Below are 17,293 nucleotides of genomic sequence, written 5' to 3'. Positions count from 1 at the left end.
GATCTGCTTAAAGGCGCCGGCTTCTCATCAATCTTCGAGGGTAGCCTGAGCTACCCTCTTTTTTTTCTCTCGGAGTAAGTTATGTCTATAGACTGGAACTGGGGAATCTTTTTACAACCCGCCCCGTTCGGCAACACAACCTATCTGGGCTGGATTTGGAATGGCTTCCAGGTCACCGTCGCCCTGTCAATTACCGCATGGATCATTGCTTTTCTGGTAGGGTCTCTGTTTGGTATTTTGCGTACGGTCCCTAACAAATTCCTGTCCGGGCTCGGTACGCTATACGTTGAACTCTTTCGCAACGTTCCCCTGATAGTGCAATTCTTTACCTGGTATCTGGTCGTGCCTGAACTGCTGCCGGAAAACCTCGGCATGTGGTTTAAGTCCGAGCTGGATCCCAATATTCAGTTCTTCCTCTCGTCAATGATTTGCCTGGGGCTGTTTACCGCCGCTCGCGTTTGCGAACAGGTTCGTGCGGCTATCCAATCTTTGCCTCGCGGGCAAAAGAACGCCGCGCTGGCGATGGGATTAACCCTGCCACAGGCCTACCGCTACGTGCTGCTGCCTAACGCCTACCGCGTCATCGTTCCGCCAATGACTTCCGAAATGATGAACCTGGTGAAAAACTCGGCCATCGCTTCAACCATTGGCCTGGTAGACATGGCGGCACAGGCGGGCAAACTGCTGGATTACTCGGCACACGCCTATGAATCCTTTACGGCGATTACCCTTGCCTATGTACTGATCAACGCCGTCATCATGGGCGTGATGTATGTAGTCGAACGTAAAATTCGCCTGCCTGGCAATATGGGGGGCAAATAATGCACGATTTTGACTGGAGTTCTATTCTGCCTGCCCTGCCTTTCCTGATGCAGGGCCTGGTCATTACCCTCAAAATCACCGTTACGGCGGTGGTGATTGGTATTGTCTGGGGCACGCTGCTGGCGGTCATGCGCCTGTCGAGCTTCAAGCCGATCGCATGGTTCGCTACCGTCTACGTGAACGTTTTCCGCTCCGTGCCGCTGGTCATGGTGCTGCTCTGGTTCTATCTGGTGGTCCCGGGCTTCCTGCAATCGGTGCTCGGCCTGTCGCCAAAGACCGATATTCGCCTGATTTCCGCGATGGTTGCCTTCTCAATGTTTGAAGCCGCCTACTACTCGGAAATCATCCGTGCCGGCATTCAGAGTATTTCCAGAGGGCAGTCAAACGCCGCGCTGGCGTTGGGCATGACCCACTGGCAGTCGATGAAGCTCATCATCCTGCCGCAGGCTTTCCGCGCCATGGTGCCACTGCTGTTAACCCAGGGGATCGTGCTGTTCCAGGACACCTCTCTGGTGTACGTTTTAAGCCTGGCCGACTTCTTCCGTACCGCCTCCACTATCGGCGAGCGTGACGGAACTCAGGTCGAAATGATCCTGTTTGCCGGCCTGGTCTATTTTGTGATTAGCCTCAGTGCATCGCTGTTGGTCAGCTACTTGAAGAAAAGGACTGTGTAATGATTACCCTGAAAAATGTTTCTAAATGGTATGGTCACTTTCAGGTGCTGACCGAGTGCTCCACCGAAGTGAAAAAAGGCGAAGTGGTGGTGGTTTGCGGGCCTTCCGGCTCCGGCAAATCCACGCTTATCAAAACCGTCAACGGCCTGGAGCCGGTGCAAAAAGGCGAGATTCTGGTTAACGGTACTCAGGTTAACGACAAGAAAACCAATCTGGCGCAGCTGCGTTCGCACGTCGGCATGGTGTTCCAACACTTCGAGCTGTTCCCGCACCTGTCGATTATCGAAAACCTGACGCTTGCCCAGGTCAAAGTGCTGAAGCGTGATAAAGCCGCGTCTCGCGCCAAAGGGTTAAAGCTGCTGGAGCGTGTAGGGCTTTCCGCACATGCCGATAAATATCCGGCCCAGCTCTCCGGCGGCCAGCAGCAGCGCGTCGCCATTGCTCGTGCCCTGTGCATGGATCCTATTGCAATGCTGTTCGACGAACCCACCTCCGCGCTCGATCCGGAAATGATCAACGAAGTGCTGGACGTGATGGTTGAGCTGGCAAACGAAGGCATGACGATGATGGTTGTGACCCACGAAATGGGCTTTGCCCGCAAAGTGGCTAACCGCGTTATCTTCATGGATGAGGGGAAAATTGTCGAAGATTCGAACAAAGACGATTTCTTCAATAATCCGCAGTCAGAGCGGGCCAAAGACTTCCTGGCGAAGATCCTGCACTAAGCAAATTGCCTAATCCAGGTAAAAGGCCTTCCCAAACGGGAAGGCTTTTTTTTAAGGTTCAAACGGGCGACGGTGAAACTGATTGTGCCCACATTTTGGGCAAACTGGCAGCACGTCCGGGGTATAAATCGCGATCTGATGATGGCAGTTTTCACACACCAGGTTTCCAAGCCCTACCACTTCACCGCTGTGATACACGCCGTGGTGGCTAAGGTCTTTAAACACTTCCCGCCACTCCAGCTGGGTTTTATCGGTAATGTCCGCAAGCTCCTGCCACAGGCTCTCTTTAATCACCCGCATAAAAACGCTGTCGGTAAATTCATCCTGGCTTTCACCGTAGCTACGCGCGAACTCTTCGAGGTCGCGCCGTACCGCTCGCGTCACCTCTTCTATTTCCGTTCGGGTCAGTTCGCCGGTGTCATTCATCTGCTTGCGAGCGCTTGCAACCAGCGCGTCGATATCACGCTCGCCCTTGCGCAACCGTTCGCTCAGCGATTCAATCAGTTCCCGGTAAAATTGAGCAACCTTGTTCATCGTTAGCCTGCCTCCTTGAAGGATTCCTGCATTCGCGGTGTGGTAACTGACTCTAATAGTAGACCTTAATCCGGCAACGCTTTGTTAGTTTAGCCACACCCTGGGTAAAAAACTGCAAGCATCCCGTAACGGCGAAATGGTCACTGAGGGCGTTGAAAGGCTGTTTTGCCGCTGTCTAATCGGCTATGCTATGGCGATCTGAACTCGAATTCATTAAAGGCTACTTTTCGTAGCCGTCTTTCATTAACAGGACTACTGGCTGCCATGCAAGAGCAATACCGCCCGGAAGAGATAGAATCCAACGTCCAGCAACACTGGCAAGAGAACCGTACTTTTGAAGTGACCGAAGACGAAGGCAAAGAGAAATACTACTGCCTCTCAATGCTGCCCTATCCTTCCGGCCGACTACATATGGGCCACGTCCGTAACTACACCATCGGCGACGTTATCGCGCGCTACCAGCGCATGCTGGGTAAAAACGTCCTGCAGCCGATTGGCTGGGATGCGTTCGGCCTGCCGGCTGAAGGTGCTGCGGTTAAAAACAATACTGCGCCAGCCCCGTGGACCTACGACAACATTAATTACATGAAGAACCAGCTGAAAACGCTGGGCTTTGGCTATGACTGGAGCCGTGAACTGGCCACCTGTACGCCTGAGTACTACCGCTGGGAACAGCAGTTCTTCACTCAGCTGTACAACAAAGGTCTGGTTTATAAAAAAACCTCCGCGGTTAACTGGTGCCCGAACGACCAGACCGTGCTGGCGAACGAGCAGGTTATCGACGGCTGCTGCTGGCGCTGCGACACCAAGGTTGAGCGTAAAGAGATCCCGCAGTGGTTCATTAAAATCACCGCCTACGCCGACGAATTGCTGAACGACCTGGATACGCTGGACCACTGGCCAGATCAGGTCAAAACCATGCAGCGCAACTGGATTGGCCGCTCCGAAGGCGTGGAAATCACTTTCGACGTTGAAAATAGCGCCGAGAAGCTGACCGTTTACACCACGCGTCCTGATACCTTCATGGGTGTGACCTATCTGGCCGTTGCCGCCGGTCACCCTCTGGCTCAGCAGGCTGCGGTAAATAACCCAGCGCTTGCCGAATTTATTGAAGAGTGCCGGAACACCAAAGTGGCCGAAGCCGACATGGCGACCATGGAGAAGAAAGGCGTCGCTACCGGCATCAACGCCATTCATCCGCTGACCGGCGAAAGCGTTCCGGTCTGGGTGGCCAACTTCGTGCTGATGGAATACGGCACCGGCGCAGTGATGGCCGTTCCGGGTCACGATCAGCGCGACTGGGAATTCGCCACTAAATACAGCCTGTCAATCAAGCCGGTTATTCTGAATGCCGACGGCAGCGAGCCGGATCTTTCCGCCTCCGCAATGACCGAGAAAGGCGCACTGTTTAACTCCGGCGAATTCGACGGTCTGGACTTCCAGCAGGCGTTTAACGCGATTGCCGATAAGCTGGCAGCCAAAGGCGTAGGCGAACGTAAAGTGAACTTCCGCCTGCGCGACTGGGGCGTTTCCCGTCAGCGGTACTGGGGCGCACCAATCCCGATGGTGACCCTGGAAGACGGCACCGTGATGCCAACGCCTGAAGACCAGCTGCCGGTTATTCTGCCGGAAGACGTGGTTATGGACGGTATCACCAGCCCAATTAAAGCCGATCCTGAGTGGGCCAAAACCACCGTCAACGGCATGCCTGCACTGCGCGAAACCGATACCTTCGACACCTTTATGGAGTCTTCCTGGTACTACGCGCGCTATACCTGCCCACAGTACGATAAAGGCATGCTGGACTCCAAAGCGGCCAACTACTGGCTGCCGGTCGATATCTACATCGGCGGTATCGAACACGCCATCATGCACCTGCTCTACTTCCGCTTCTTCCACAAGCTGATGCGCGACGCGGGCATGGTGACCTCTAACGAACCGGCTAAACAGCTGCTGTGCCAGGGTATGGTGCTGGCGGATGCCTTCTACTACACCGGTGTTAACGGCGAGCGTAACTGGGTTTCCCCGGTAGACGCCATCGTTGAACGCGACGAGAAAGGCCGCATCATAAAAGCCCGTGACGCAGAAGGCCGTGAACTGGTCTATGCTGGCATGAGCAAAATGTCGAAGTCGAAAAACAACGGCATCGACCCGCAGGTGATGGTTGAACGCTACGGCGCGGATACCGTTCGTCTGTTTATGATGTTTGCTTCACCGGCGGATATGACGCTTGAGTGGCAAGAGTCCGGCGTAGAAGGCGCAAACCGCTTCCTGAAACGCGTCTGGAAACTGGTCTACGAACACACGAACCGTGGCGCCGCGCCTGCGCTGGACATCGCCGCCCTGAGCGAAGATCAGAAAGCACTGCGCCGCGACGTGCATAAAACAATTGCCAAAGTGACCGACGATATCGGCCGCCGCCAGACCTTTAACACCGCCATCGCAGCCATCATGGAGCTGATGAACAAGCTGGCAAAAGCGCCGCAGGACGGCGAGCAGGATCGTGCTCTGCTGAACGAAGCGCTGCTGGCCGTTGTGCGCATGCTGTATCCGTTCACCCCGCACGTTTGCTTCGACATGTGGCAGTCGCTGGGCGGTGAAGGCGATGTGGACAACGCGCCGTGGCCACAGGCTGACGAGCAGGCAATGGTTGAAGACTCTCGTCTGGTCGTGGTTCAGGTTAACGGCAAAGTGCGCGGTAAAGTGACCGTGCCTGCTGATGCCACCGAAGCACAGGTGCGCGAGCGCGCCGGTCAGGAACACCTGGTCGCGAAATATCTTGAGGGTGTAACCGTGCGTAAAGTGATTTACGTCCCGGGTAAACTGCTCAACCTGGTTGTGGGCTAAGCGCAGGAGGAAGCGTGCGACATCCCTTTGTCACCCTGTTAGTAACCCTGGCGGTGCTGGTCACCGCCGGATGTGGTTTTCACCTGCGTGGCAACACGCAGGTTCCCTCAGAGATGAAGACGCTGATCCTCAACTCTGGCGATCCTAACGGCCCGTTAACGCGTGAAATCCGTAAGCAACTACGCTTAAACGGCGTCACGATTGTGGACGATACCGGTACTGGCGTCCGCAAGGATATTCCGTCCCTGCGCGTGGGTGCTTTAGGCCTCAGCCAGGATACCGCTTCGGTGTTCCAGAACGGTCAGACCGCGGAATACCAGATGGTGATGATTGTTAATGCTCAGGTCCTGATCCCGGGCCATGACATTTATCCGATCAGCGCGAAGACCTACCGTTCGTTCTTTGATAACCCGCTGACTGCGCTGGCGAAAGACGCCGAGCAGGATTTGATTATCAAAGAGATGTACACCAACGTTGCCCAACAGCTGATCCGCAAACTGCTGGCCGTTCACGCCGCAGACCTTGAAGCAACAAAGGATGAGGAAAAACCGGTTAGTGCACAAAAATCGGTCGCTCCGGCTCCTGCTGGCCGGGTATCCACCACTCTGCCGGCAACCCCTGTTAGCAAATGATCCGAGTGTATCCGGAACAACTCCACGCGCAGCTCAATGAAGGGCTGCGCGCGGCGTATCTGCTGTCAGGTGACGATCCTCTCTTACTGCAGGAAAGCCAGGATGCTGTCCGCAAAAGCGCGCAGCTACAGGGCTTTGAAGAACATCACACCGTTCAGATTGACGCCTCCACAGACTGGCAGGCGTTATTTTCCATTTGTCAGGCCCTGAGCCTTTTCGCCAGCCGCCAGACGCTGCTCCTGCTGCTGCCGGAAAACGGCCCGAATGCGGCGATTAACGCGCAGCTGGAAACGCTGGTGAGCCTGCTTCATGACGACATCCTGCTGCTGGTTCGTGGAAATAAGCTGACGAAAGCGCAGGAGAATGCTGCCTGGTTTACCCAACTGGCAAACCGCTCCGTGCTCGTCACCTGCCAGACGCCTGAACAGGCAAACTTGCCCCGCTGGGTGTCCCAGCGCGCAAAACAGATGAACCTGACGCTGGACGACGCGGCTAATCAGCTGCTCTGCTACTGCTATGAGGGCAATCTGCTGGCACTTTCTCAGGCGCTGGAAAGGCTTTCTCTTATCTGGACAGACGGCAAACTCACGCTGCCGCGCGTCGAACAGGCGGTGAATGATGCCGCCCACTTCACGCCTTTTCACTGGGTAGATGCCCTGCTCGCCGGTAAGAGCAAACGAGCGCTGCATATATTGCAACAGCTTCGGCTGGAGGCCAGCGAGCCGGTCATTCTGCTGCGGACGTTACAGCGCGAACTCCTGCAACTGGTCAATCTCAAACGCCAGTCTGCAACGACGCCGCTGCGTACGTTGTTCGATCAGCAACGCGTGTGGCAAAACCGTCGCCAGCTCGTTACCGAGGCGCTGAACCGCGTATCGGCCGAGCAGCTTTACCAGGCCGTTCGTTTACTGACGCGCATCGAGCTGACGCTGAAGAAAGACTACGGGCAGTCTGTCTGGGACGATCTCGAAGGCCTTTCCTTGTTGATCTGCCATAAAGCTTTACCGGAAATCTTTATTGATGCCTGACACTTCTCTTCTGGCGCTGTACGGCGGGACCTTTGATCCTATCCATTACGGCCACCTGAAATCGGTTGAAGCCCTGGCACGCCTGGTGAAGCTGAAAAGCGTCACCATCATGCCGAATAATGTGCCACCTCATCGTCCACAGCCGAAAGCCAGCAGCGAGCAGCGCAAAGAGATGATTGAGCTGGCGATAGCCGGTAATCCGTTGTTTATCCTTGATGACCGTGAGCTGACTCGCACTACGCCATCCTGGACCGTGGAAACTCTGGAACTGCTCCGGGCTGAACTGGGGCCGAAGCAGCCGCTGGCCTTTATTATCGGTCAGGACTCTTTACTCAGCCTGCACCGCTGGCACCGTTGGGAAACGCTGCTCACGCTTTGCCATCTGCTGGTCACCCAGCGGCCAGGCTATCCGTTAACCATGGAAACACCCGAGCAGCAGGCGTGGCTCGCACAAAACGTAACGGATTCGGTCGAAACATTACATCAGCAGCCGGCAGGAAAAGTCTTCCTCGCGCAAACCCCACTCTACGACATCTCAGCGACCACTATTCGCCATCGCCTTGAGAATAATCAGCCCTGTGATGACCTGCTCCCGCCTGACGTACTGGCTTTTATTCTCCAGCACGGGCTTTATCGCTAAGCGTCAGGGCTGGTCTGAATTACCGGGGAGAACGACAGTGAAGTGTACTGGTTTACGCTATTATGTTTTACCGGGAGTGCCAGCCATTGACACCACCCCTCAGGCTGTTATGCTCCGCTGCCATAATTTCCTGCCCGTAAATCCGGCTTTTCTGAAATAGTTTTACAAAAATGGCGATGCAAACTCCGGCGTGCAATGGGATGATACCCCGCGATTCGCGCTGGCCGGCCAATTTTTCAGCCAAAGCCGCCTGCCCTGTTGGGTATAGGGTTATTTACGGGCCAAACCACACACTCTTATTCTCTCAGGGGGAACACTTGCAGGGTAAAGCACTTCAGGATTTCATCGTCGATAAAATCGACGACCTCAAAGGCCAGGACATCATCGCGATTGATGTTAAAGGCAAATCCAGCATCACCGACTGCATGGTCATCTGCACCGGGACGTCTAACCGCCACGTCATGTCTATTGCTGAACACGTTGTACAGTCCTCCCGCGAAGTTGGCCTGTCGCCGATGGGCGTGAAAGGCATTAACGCTTCCGACTGGGTTGTTGTCGATCTGGGCGAAATTATCGTTCACGTCATGCAGGAAGAGAGCCGCCAGCTGTACGAACTGGAAAAACTCTGGAGCTAACGGGTGAAGCTGCAACTGGTGGCCGTTGGAACCAAAATGCCTGACTGGGTGCAGACCGGCTTTACCGAGTACCTGCGTCGATTCCCGAAAGACATGCCTTTTGAGCTGGTAGAAATTCCGGCTGGAAAACGCGGCAAAAATGCCGATATCAAACGCATCCTCGAAAAAGAGGGCGAAATGATGCTGGCCGCCGCGGGCAAAGGTAACCGGATAGTGACGCTGGATATCCCCGGTCAACCGTGGGACACCCCGCAGCTTGCCACGCAGTTGGAACGCTGGAAACAGGATGGCCGCGACGTCAGCCTGTTGATCGGTGGCCCGGAAGGCTTAGCACCAGCCTGCAAGGCCGCGGCCGAGCAAAGCTGGTCGCTCTCCACGCTAACCATGCCTCATCCACTGGTCAGGGTGCTGGTAGCGGAAAGCCTCTATCGGGCGTGGAGCATTACCACCAACCACCCTTACCATCGTGAGTAAACCTGAGCGGGTAAAACTAAGCAGCGAATGAAATTACAGAATTCTTTTCGCGACTACACTGCTGAGTCTGCGCTCTTTGTGCGCCGGGCGCTGGTCGCTTTTATCGGCATTTTGCTGCTTACCGGCGTGCTGATCGCCAACCTTTATAATCTGCAGATCGTCCGCTTCAACGACTACCAGACGCGGTCCAATGAAAACCGCATCAAGCTGGTTCCTATTCCGCCGAGCCGCGGCATTATCTACGATCGCAACGGCACGCCGCTGGCGCTGAACCGCACCATCTACCAAATTGAGATGATGCCGGAGAAGGTCGATAACGTTCAGGACACGCTGGAGGCGCTCCGCCCGGTCGTTGACCTGACCGATGACGACATCGCCAACTTCAAAAAAGAGCGTTCACGCTCGCACCGTTTTACCTCCATAGCGGTAAAAACCAACCTGACCGAAGTTCAGGTTGCTCGCTTTGCGGTAAACCAGTACCGCTTCCCCGGCGTGGAAGTTAAAGGCTACAAGCGCCGCTACTATCCTTATGGCTCCGCACTGACCCACGTCATCGGCTACGTCTCTAAAATCAACGATAAAGACGTTGAGCGCCTGGATAAAGAAGGCAAGCTGGCCAACTACGCTTCGACCCACGACATCGGCAAGCTCGGCATCGAACGCTATTACGAAGATGTCCTGCACGGCCAGACGGGCTACGAAGAGGTTGAAGTTAACAACCGTGGCCGCGTTATCCGCCAGCTTAAAGAAGTGCCGCCCCAGGCAGGGCACGATATTTATCTGACGCTGGACCTCAAGCTTCAAACGTATATCGAAACCCTGCTGGCGGGCAGCCGTGCTGCGGTAGTGGTCACAGACCCGCGCACCGGCGGCATTCTGGCGCTGGTTTCAATGCCAAGCTACAACCCGAACCTGTTTGTGGATGGGATCTCAAGCAAGGACTATTCCGGCCTGCTGAGCGACCCGAATACCCCGCTGATTAACCGTGCGACCCAGGGCGTTTACCCTCCGGCCTCTACCGTGAAGCCTTACATGGCGGTTTCGGCGCTGAGCGCGGGCGTCATTACGCGTAACACTTCGCTGTTTGACCCAGGCTGGTGGCAGCTGCCAGGCTCGGAAAAACGCTACCGCGACTGGAAAAAATGGGGCCACGGCCGCCTGAACGTGACCAAATCGCTGGAAGAATCCGCCGATACCTTCTTCTACCAGGTCGCCTACGACATGGGGATCGACCGCATAGGTGAATGGATGAGCAAATTCGGCTATGGTCACCTCACGGGAATCGACCTCTCCGAAGAACGTGCGGGTAACATGCCAACGCGCGAGTGGAAGCTGAAACGCTTTAAAAAGCCGTGGTATCAGGGTGACACCATTCCGGTAGGCATCGGCCAGGGCTACTGGACAGCAACGCCAATCCAGATGAGCAAGGCGATGATGATCCTGATTAACGACGGTATCGTTCGCGTGCCGCATCTGCTGATGAGCACCACGGAAAACGGCAAACAGGTTCCGTGGCAGCAGCCGACAGAAGCCCCCGTGGGCGACATTCACTCAGGCTATTGGGAAATCGCTAAAGACGGGATGTATGGCGTAGCCAACCGGCCTAACGGCACCGCGCACAAATACTTCGCCAATGCGCCTTACAAAGTGGCGGCGAAATCCGGTACCGCGCAGGTCTTCGGCCTGAAGGCCAACGAAACATATAACGCACACAAAATTGCTGAGCGTCTGCGCGACCACAAGCTGATGACGGCGTTCGCACCGTACGACAACCCACAGTTCACCGTGACCATGATTCTGGAGAACGGCGGCGCAGGTCCGGCCGTCGGGACTATCATGCGCCAGATCCTCGACCACGTCATGTTGGGGGATAACAACACGGTACTGCCGTCTGAAGCACCGGCCACCTCGGCCGCAGAGGATCAATAAGCATGACTGACAATCCTAATAAAAAGACGATTTGGGATAAGATCCACCTCGACCCGACTTTCCTGGTGACTATCCTCGCCCTGTTGGTCTTCAGCGCCCTGGTGGTGTGGAGCGCCAGCGGTCAGGATATGGGCATGATGGAGCGTAAAGTCGGCCAGATCCTGATGGGGCTGGTTATCATGGTCGTTATGGCGCAGATCCCGCCCCGCGTGTATGAAGGCTGGGCGCCCTATCTCTACATTTTCTGTATTATTTTGCTGGTTGCGGTTGACGCCTTCGGGGCTATTTCAAAAGGGGCACAGCGCTGGCTGGACTTAGGCTTTGTCCGTTTTCAGCCTTCGGAAATCGCTAAAATTGCCGTCCCGCTGATGGTCGCCCGTTTTATTAACCGCGACGTTTGCCCGCCCACGCTGAAAAACACCGGCATCGCGCTTATCCTGATCTTCATGCCTACCCTGCTGGTTGCCGCGCAGCCTGACCTCGGCACCTCTATTCTGGTCGCCGCTTCGGGTCTGTTCGTGCTGTTCCTCTCCGGCATGAGCTGGCGGCTTATTCTGGTTGCCGTGCTGCTGGTTGCGGCCTTCGTGCCTATCCTGTGGTTCTTCCTGATGCACGACTACCAGCGCGCTCGCGTGATGATGCTGCTGGATCCGGAAAGCGATCCGCTGGGCGCGGGCTATCATATTATTCAGTCCAAAATCGCTATCGGCTCCGGTGGCCTTCGCGGCAAGGGCTGGCTGCACGGCACGCAGTCTCAGCTTGAATTCCTGCCCGAACGCCACACGGACTTTATCTTCGCGGTGCTGGCTGAAGAGCTAGGATTAGTGGGTATTCTGGTGCTGCTGGCGCTTTATCTGCTGCTTATCATGCGTGGCCTGTTTATTGCCGCTCGGGCGCAAACTACCTTCGGGCGCGTGATGGCCGGCGGACTGATGCTCATTCTGTTCGTCTATGTATTTGTAAATATTGGCATGGTTAGTGGTATCTTACCGGTGGTCGGCGTGCCGTTACCGCTCGTCAGTTACGGGGGGTCGGCGCTCATCGTTCTGATGGCCGGGTTCGGTATCGTCATGTCGATACACACACACAGAAAAATGTTATCAAAAAGCGTGTAACTGGATGAGGTGCGCAATGGGTAAGCAAAAACGGTGGGCTGGCGTCTGCATCGCTGCAGCGTTACTGGCGGCATGTTCGTCAAATGATGATAGCCAGCAGCCGGTTAATCAGCCGCAGCAGCCGGTAGTGTGCAACGGCCCAGTCGTCGAAATCAGCGGCGCAGAGCCACGCTACGAACCGCTGAATCCGTCGGTCAATCAGGATTACCAGAACAACGGCAAAAGCTACAAAATTGTTCAGAATCCGGCCAACTTCAGCCAGTCTGGCTTTGCGGCAATCTATGACGCCGAGCCGGGTAGCAACCTGACGGCCTCCGGTGAAGCGTTTGATGCCAATGCGCTCACCGCCGCGCACCCAACGCTGCCAATCCCAAGCTACGCGCGAATCACCAACCTCGCGAATGGCCGCATGATTGTGGTACGCATCAACGATCGTGGCCCTTATGGCAACGACCGCGCTATCTCACTTTCTCGCGCGGCGGCGGACAGGCTGAATACCTCGAATAACACCAAAGTTCGCATCGACCCAATTATCGTCGCGCAGGACGGTACAATGTCCGGCCCGGGCACCGCCTGTACGACAATCGCTAAACAGACCTATGCGCTGCCGGCCCGTCCTGACCTTAGCGGCGGTATGGGGAGCGTGTCCTCCCCTGTACAGCCAGCAGCCCCACAAGGTGACGTACGCGCTATCAGTAACTCCACGCTGCAAAGCGCGGATGCTACCGGTGCACCGGTTCAAAGCAGCGGTTTCCTGGGTGCACCAACGCCGCTTGCGGCGGGGGTGATAGAAACACCTGACACTGCTGCAACAGCGACAGCAGCTGCGACAACTCCGACTGCCCAGCAGCCAGCCGCAACGGCAGTTACGCCAGCGACGACGGCCACTCCGCCGGTAGCCCCACAGCCAGGCCCTATCGTTGAACAACCTGCCCCCGCCGTTGCCGCACCAGTCACGGCACCGGGTTCTGTGCAAGGCCACGTGCAACGTAGCGCGGCGGCAACCAGCGCCCCTGCCAGCAGCGGGCGTTATGTTGTTCAGGTTGGCGCCGTCAGCGATGGAGCACGCGCCAGCCAGTGGCAGCAGAAGTTGAGCCAGCAGTTTGGCGTTCCGGGCGCGGTGTCCCATAACGGCGCGGTTTATCGCGTTCAGCTTGGCCCGTTCAGCAGCCGAAATGAAGCCACAGCTCTGCAGCAGCGCCTGATGTCGGAAGCGCAACAGCAATCCTTTGTGACCAACGCTCCGTCTATGTAAAGCTGTGACTGGCATGTTTCTTGCCCGTAAATTTGTGTAAAGACCATTAACAAACTCACGTGCAAAGTCAGATGCCAGTCAAAAATGCTTTTGCTATAGTAAGGCACTTTTTTTAATTCCATCACGGACGTCGTAGTTTCATCATGAATACAGCTCTTTCTGCACGTTTTGTTAAGCGCCTGGCGCTCACCTCGGCTCTCGCCTTCGCGGCCATGGCCTCTGCTCAAGCTGACGACCTCAATATTAAAACCATGATCCCGGGCGTCCCGCAGATTGATGCAGAAGCGTATATCCTGATTGACTACAACTCAGGCAAAGTGCTGGCCGAATCCAACGCCGACGCGCGTCGCGATCCGGCAAGCCTCACCAAAATGATGACCAGCTACGTTATCGGTCAGGCGATGAAAGCCGGCAAGTTCGATGACAACGCGATGGTCACCATCGGGAAAGATGCCTGGGCGACCGGCAACCCGGTGTTTAAAGGCTCTTCCCTGATGTTCCTGCAGCCGGGTATGCAGGTGCCGGTTAACAAGCTGGTACGCGGCATTAACCTGCAGTCCGGTAACGATGCCTGTGTGGCGATGGCCGACTTCGTCGCCGGCAGCCAGGATGCATTCGTTAGCCTGATGAACAGCTACGTTTCTGCCCTGGGCCTGAAAAACACCCACTTCCAGACCGTGCATGGGCTGGATGCAGAAGGTCAGTACAGCTCCGCGCGTGATATGGCGCTGATCGGCCAGGCGCTGATCCGTGACGTTCCGAACGAATACTCTATCTACAAAGAGAAAGAGTTCACCTTCAACAATATCCGCCAGACCAACCGTAACGGCCTGCTGTGGGATACCAGCCTCAACGTAGACGGCATTAAAACCGGCCACACGGATGCTGCAGGGTATAACCTCGTTGCCTCCGCAACCGAAGGACAGATGCGCCTGATCTCTGCGGTGCTCGGCGGCCACACCTACAAAGGGCGTGAAACCGAGAGCAAAAAGCTGCTGACCTGGGGCTTTCGCTTCTTTGAAACCGTTTCTCCGCTGAAGGCCGGGAAAGAGTTCGCCTCAGAGCCAGCCTGGTTTGGTGATAACGATCGCGCGTCCCTGGGCGTGGATAAAGACGTTTATCTGACCATTCCTCGTGGCCGCATGAAAGATCTGAAAGCCAGCTACGTGCTGACCACCTCCGAGCTGCACGCGCCGCTGCAGAAAAATCAGGTTGTTGGCACCATTAACTTCCAGCTTGACGGCAAAACTATCGAGCAGCGTCCGCTGGTTGTGCTGCAAGAGATGCCGGAAGGGAATTTCTTCAGCCGAATCATTGATTACATCAAACTGATGTTCCACCACTGGTTCGGTTAATTATTGAACGCTTGAAAGTGTCGAAGTTGACCCCATATACTTAGTATCAAAGCAACTCCCGCCCGTTGGCGGGAGTTACCATTTTTATTGCCGTAACGCTGGAGCTACCATGAAAACCAAACTGAACGAACTGCTCGAATTCCCAACCTCTTTTACTTACAAAGTAATGGGCCTGGCGAAACCGGAGCTGGTTGATCTGGTCGTTGAGGTAGTGCAGCGCCATGCCCCTGGTGACTACACGCCGCAGGTTAAACCAAGCAGCAAAGGAAACTACCACTCCGTTTCCATTACCATCAATGCAACGCACATTGAGCAGGTTGAAACCCTTTACGAAGAATTAGGCAACATCGAAATCGTTCGTATGGTGCTGTAATCCGACGGCCCGGCTCAGGCCGGGTCTTAGCTCGATGACAAACAGCCGAAAAACGTGGTTTTCGACCGTTTGGGGCAAACCAGAGTGCAGCATTCATTGTTTTTATTAGATCAAAGCACGAGATTATTTACATCAATTAACTTTGTTTGCCGTCTCTGACCCGGCTCAGGCCGGGTTTTTACTGTGATATACTTCCAACCACCTTTTTCTCCTGGAGACACAGTTTTGTCTCAAGACACTATCCTGATCCGCCCCCTCGGCCTGCAGCCTTATGAACCCGTCTCGCAGGCAATGCACGACTTTACCGATACCCGCGATGAAACCACGGCCGACGAAATCTGGCTGGTTGAACACCCGCAGGTCTTCACACAGGGTCAGGCAGGTAAAGCCGAGCACGTGCTGATGCCGGGTGATATCCCTGTCGTCCAAAGCGATCGCGGCGGCCAGGTGACATTTCATGGCCCAGGCCAACAGGTAATGTACCTGCTGCTGAATTTAAAACGACGCAAGCTAGGCGTTCGTGAACTGGTGACCGTGCTGGAACAAACCGTGGTCAACACGCTGGCAGAAATCGGCATTGAAGCTTATCCGCGTGCGGACGCGCCTGGTGTTTATGTCGACGGGCGAAAAATTTGCTCTCTGGGGCTACGGATTCGCAAGGGCTGCTCTTTCCATGGCCTGGCGCTGAACATCAATATGGATCTCTCCCCCTTCCTGCGTATTAATCCGTGCGGCTATGCGGGGCTGGAAATGACGCAGGTCAGCCATTTTGTCGAAGGCATTACCGTGGCCGACGTTCAACCACGGCTGGTAGAAAACTTTATCGCTCTGCTAAACCACCCGCCTTACGAATATCAGTCCGCTGATTAATCAACTGGCCAGCAGGTTTCCTTTGCTGGCCTGATAATACCCTTCGCAAAAGCCCGACCGCCCATCAGTTATAATCACTCGTTGGATAATTTAGAAACGTCATTATTTAAATAATATGACAGCCCCGAAACCTTTTCTGTCGCTTAATTTTTTTTATTCGTGCTTGGGTTGGCAAAATAGCTACGTTAATTCCCCCAAACGCGCTATTTGTATCTATAAATATAATATTCTTTATTTTTTAGCGGAGACCTGGCATGGGGCAAAACCCACTGTCTGAGAAAAAAATCGCGGATCGCGATGGCGAAAATAACTATCCCGTATTCAAGACGTTACGTAACATAGATTTAAACTTGCTGACTATTTTTGAGGCCGTCTACATTCATAAAGGCATCGTCAATGCAGCCAGAGTGCTTAACCTCACGCCCTCGGCTATCAGCCAGTCTATCCAAAAGTTGCGCTATATTTTTCCCGATCCCTTATTCATTCGAAAAGGTCAGGGCGTCACGCCCACGGCCTATGCGGCGCACCTGCACGAATATATCAGCCAGGGTCTGGAATCCATTCTTGGCGCGCTGGATTTTAACAGCAGCAACGACCAGCAGCGCACCATCACAATTGCGACCCAGCCGTCCATTGGGGCTTTAGTTATTCCTAAAGTCTATTCTGCGATCCGCAAAGTTAACCCAAACCTGCTTATTCGTAACGTGCCGATTAACGACGGTGAGTCCCAGCTAAGCCAGTTTCAGACCGATCTGATTATTGATACCAGCCGCCATTACGCCCGCACGATAACCAGCGTGCCGCTGTACCAGGAAAGTATCGCCGTGGTGTGTCGGGAAGGCCACCCGTGCCTTGAGCAGCGCCTGACCCTCGAAGATCTGCAAAACATGGAGCACACCTTCCTGATCATGCAGGATGACCTGCTGCGCGATTTGCGCCAGCAGATTAGCGAGCGCCTGCCTAACCGGCAGATAGCGTTCAGCAGCTACAACTATGTCACGCTGTCCTCGCTGCTGGGCAGCAGCGATCTGCTAGGCTTCATGCCCTGGCGGCTGTACGAAATGTTCAAAGAAACCTGGAATCTGCGTGCGGTCGACTGCGACCTGTTTGCCGATAAGACGATGGAAACCAGCATGCATTTTAACAAACTCAGCATTCGGGATACGGTTTTGCAGGAGATAATCAAGGCCATCCACCACGAGTTTGCCTGAGCACCAGTGGTTTTCACCTCTTGCAGGATGTTTCAGAGGTGAACACCATCCCCGTTAACCTGGTATTTAGCACAAAACAACAACCCATTTACAATTCTTTCTCCATTTCATGTTGGGGTATACTGATTCTCCCTGGCCGTGATGATATACTCCCGGCCATTAATTCAAAAATAG

Annotated in this window: 17 protein-coding genes; 16 read left to right on the top strand and 1 reads right to left on the bottom strand. The window is 54.9% G+C overall.

The genetic code is table 11. The features are described from left to right. Positions 1-81: 81 nt before the first annotated feature. The 3 genes from HX778_RS16935 to HX778_RS16925 are packed head-to-tail and all read left to right on the top strand — an operon-like array spanning position 82 to position 2,221. Positions 82-822: an amino acid ABC transporter permease gene (locus tag HX778_RS16935; RefSeq protein WP_038474698.1), complete on the top strand. Its 741-nt coding sequence runs from the start codon at positions 82-84 to the stop codon at positions 820-822. Next, a complete protein-coding gene (gene gltK, locus HX778_RS16930) occupies positions 822-1,496 on the top strand; it encodes a glutamate/aspartate ABC transporter permease GltK (RefSeq protein WP_038474700.1) in 675 nt (224 codons plus the stop codon). The genes HX778_RS16935 and gltK overlap by 1 nt, the downstream gene beginning before the upstream one ends. Beyond that, positions 1,496-2,221 carry an amino acid ABC transporter ATP-binding protein gene (locus tag HX778_RS16925; protein WP_038474702.1) on the top strand — a complete coding sequence of 242 codons (726 nt, stop codon included), beginning with the start codon at positions 1,496-1,498 and terminating at the stop codon, positions 2,219-2,221. The genes gltK and HX778_RS16925 overlap by 1 nt, the downstream gene beginning before the upstream one ends. A 51-nt stretch (positions 2,222-2,272) precedes the next feature. On the opposite strand, the gene HX778_RS16920 is transcribed toward HX778_RS16925, so the two are convergent. Then, positions 2,273-2,755 (bottom strand): zinc ribbon-containing protein, encoded by a 483-nt coding sequence (locus tag HX778_RS16920; RefSeq protein WP_176982605.1) that lies wholly within the window; start codon positions 2,753-2,755, stop codon positions 2,273-2,275. A 264-nt stretch (positions 2,756-3,019) separates the two neighbouring features. On the opposite strand from HX778_RS16920, the gene leuS reads away from it, so the two are divergent. From leuS to HX778_RS16855, 13 genes are all read left to right on the top strand, one after another. Further along, positions 3,020-5,602 (top strand): leucine--tRNA ligase, encoded by a 2,583-nt coding sequence (leuS, locus tag HX778_RS16915; protein WP_038474708.1) that lies wholly within the window; start codon positions 3,020-3,022, stop codon positions 5,600-5,602. Between the two features lie 14 nt (positions 5,603-5,616). Continuing rightward, the gene (lptE, locus tag HX778_RS16910; RefSeq protein WP_176982604.1) at positions 5,617-6,234 is read left to right on the top strand and encodes an LPS assembly lipoprotein LptE; all 618 of its coding nucleotides are present in this window, start codon (positions 5,617-5,619) and stop codon (positions 6,232-6,234) included. Next, positions 6,231-7,262: a DNA polymerase III subunit delta gene (gene holA / locus HX778_RS16905; protein WP_176982603.1), complete on the top strand. Its 1,032-nt coding sequence runs from the start codon at positions 6,231-6,233 to the stop codon at positions 7,260-7,262. The genes lptE and holA overlap by 4 nt, the downstream gene beginning before the upstream one ends. Further along, the gene (gene nadD, locus HX778_RS16900) at positions 7,255-7,902 is read left to right on the top strand and encodes a nicotinate-nucleotide adenylyltransferase (RefSeq protein ID WP_038474717.1); all 648 of its coding nucleotides are present in this window, start codon (positions 7,255-7,257) and stop codon (positions 7,900-7,902) included. The genes holA and nadD overlap by 8 nt, the downstream gene beginning before the upstream one ends. Positions 7,903-8,219: 317 nt before the next feature. After that, a complete protein-coding gene (rsfS, locus tag HX778_RS16895) occupies positions 8,220-8,537 on the top strand; it encodes a ribosome silencing factor (protein ID WP_038474720.1) in 318 nt (105 codons plus the stop codon). A 3-nt stretch (positions 8,538-8,540) separates the two neighbouring features. After that, positions 8,541-9,011: a 23S rRNA (pseudouridine(1915)-N(3))-methyltransferase RlmH gene (gene rlmH, locus HX778_RS16890; protein WP_008456055.1), complete on the top strand. Its 471-nt coding sequence runs from the start codon at positions 8,541-8,543 to the stop codon at positions 9,009-9,011. A gap of 27 nt (positions 9,012-9,038) precedes the next feature. Continuing rightward, a complete protein-coding gene (mrdA, locus tag HX778_RS16885) occupies positions 9,039-10,940 on the top strand; it encodes a peptidoglycan DD-transpeptidase MrdA (protein ID WP_038474723.1) in 1,902 nt (633 codons plus the stop codon). 2 nt (positions 10,941-10,942) lie between these two features. Next, positions 10,943-12,055, top strand: a complete 1,113-nt coding sequence (gene mrdB / locus HX778_RS16880) for a peptidoglycan glycosyltransferase MrdB (RefSeq protein ID WP_038474726.1) — start codon at positions 10,943-10,945, stop codon at positions 12,053-12,055. 16 nt (positions 12,056-12,071) lie between these two features. Further along, positions 12,072-13,310 carry an endolytic peptidoglycan transglycosylase RlpA gene (gene rlpA / locus HX778_RS16875; protein WP_176982602.1) on the top strand — a complete coding sequence of 413 codons (1,239 nt, stop codon included), beginning with the start codon at positions 12,072-12,074 and terminating at the stop codon, positions 13,308-13,310. 143 nt (positions 13,311-13,453) lie between these two features. After that, positions 13,454-14,665 (top strand): D-alanyl-D-alanine carboxypeptidase DacA, encoded by a 1,212-nt coding sequence (gene dacA / locus HX778_RS16870; RefSeq protein ID WP_038474732.1) that lies wholly within the window; start codon positions 13,454-13,456, stop codon positions 14,663-14,665. Positions 14,666-14,774: 109 nt separating this feature from the next. Then, positions 14,775-15,038 carry a DUF493 family protein YbeD gene (ybeD, locus tag HX778_RS16865; protein ID WP_008456041.1) on the top strand — a complete coding sequence of 88 codons (264 nt, stop codon included), beginning with the start codon at positions 14,775-14,777 and terminating at the stop codon, positions 15,036-15,038. Between the two features lie 225 nt (positions 15,039-15,263). Next, entirely contained in the window at positions 15,264-15,908 is a 645-nt protein-coding gene (gene lipB / locus HX778_RS16860; protein ID WP_038474735.1) for a lipoyl(octanoyl) transferase LipB, read from the top strand. Between the two features lie 254 nt (positions 15,909-16,162). Beyond that, entirely contained in the window at positions 16,163-17,119 is a 957-nt protein-coding gene (locus HX778_RS16855) for a YbeF family transcriptional regulator (RefSeq protein WP_176982601.1), read from the top strand. Positions 17,120-17,293: the final 174 nt, after the last annotated feature.

This window comes from Cedecea sp. P7760, assembly GCF_013386425.1.
Classification (GTDB): Bacteria; Pseudomonadota; Gammaproteobacteria; order Enterobacterales; family Enterobacteriaceae; genus Cedecea; species Cedecea selenatireducens.
Note: the sequence above shows the minus strand (reverse complement) of the source record. Positions and strands in the feature narration are given on the sequence as shown.

What these genes read in the sequence shown, in the direction of transcription:
- HX778_RS16925 (WP_038474702.1), top strand. Translation starts at nt 1,496, where the DNA reads ATGATTACCCTGAAAAATGTTTCTAAATGGTATGGTCACTTTCAGGTG.
- leuS (WP_038474708.1), top strand. Translation starts at nt 3,020, where the DNA reads ATGCAAGAGCAATACCGCCCGGAAGAGATAGAATCCAACGTCCAGCAA.
- gltK (WP_038474700.1), top strand. Translation starts at nt 822, where the DNA reads ATGCACGATTTTGACTGGAGTTCTATTCTGCCTGCCCTGCCTTTCCTG.
- mrdA (WP_038474723.1), top strand. Translation starts at nt 9,039, where the DNA reads ATGAAATTACAGAATTCTTTTCGCGACTACACTGCTGAGTCTGCGCTC.
- rlpA (WP_176982602.1), top strand. Translation starts at nt 12,072, where the DNA reads ATGGGTAAGCAAAAACGGTGGGCTGGCGTCTGCATCGCTGCAGCGTTA.
- HX778_RS16935 (WP_038474698.1), top strand. Translation starts at nt 82, where the DNA reads ATGTCTATAGACTGGAACTGGGGAATCTTTTTACAACCCGCCCCGTTC.
- dacA (WP_038474732.1), top strand. Translation starts at nt 13,454, where the DNA reads ATGAATACAGCTCTTTCTGCACGTTTTGTTAAGCGCCTGGCGCTCACC.
- mrdB (WP_038474726.1), top strand. Translation starts at nt 10,943, where the DNA reads ATGACTGACAATCCTAATAAAAAGACGATTTGGGATAAGATCCACCTC.
- nadD (WP_038474717.1), top strand. Translation starts at nt 7,255, where the DNA reads ATGCCTGACACTTCTCTTCTGGCGCTGTACGGCGGGACCTTTGATCCT.
- HX778_RS16855 (WP_176982601.1), top strand. Translation starts at nt 16,163, where the DNA reads ATGGGGCAAAACCCACTGTCTGAGAAAAAAATCGCGGATCGCGATGGC.
- ybeD (WP_008456041.1), top strand. Translation starts at nt 14,775, where the DNA reads ATGAAAACCAAACTGAACGAACTGCTCGAATTCCCAACCTCTTTTACT.
- holA (WP_176982603.1), top strand. Translation starts at nt 6,231, where the DNA reads ATGATCCGAGTGTATCCGGAACAACTCCACGCGCAGCTCAATGAAGGG.
- HX778_RS16920 (WP_176982605.1), bottom strand. Translation starts at nt 2,755, where the DNA reads ATGAACAAGGTTGCTCAATTTTACCGGGAACTGATTGAATCGCTGAGC.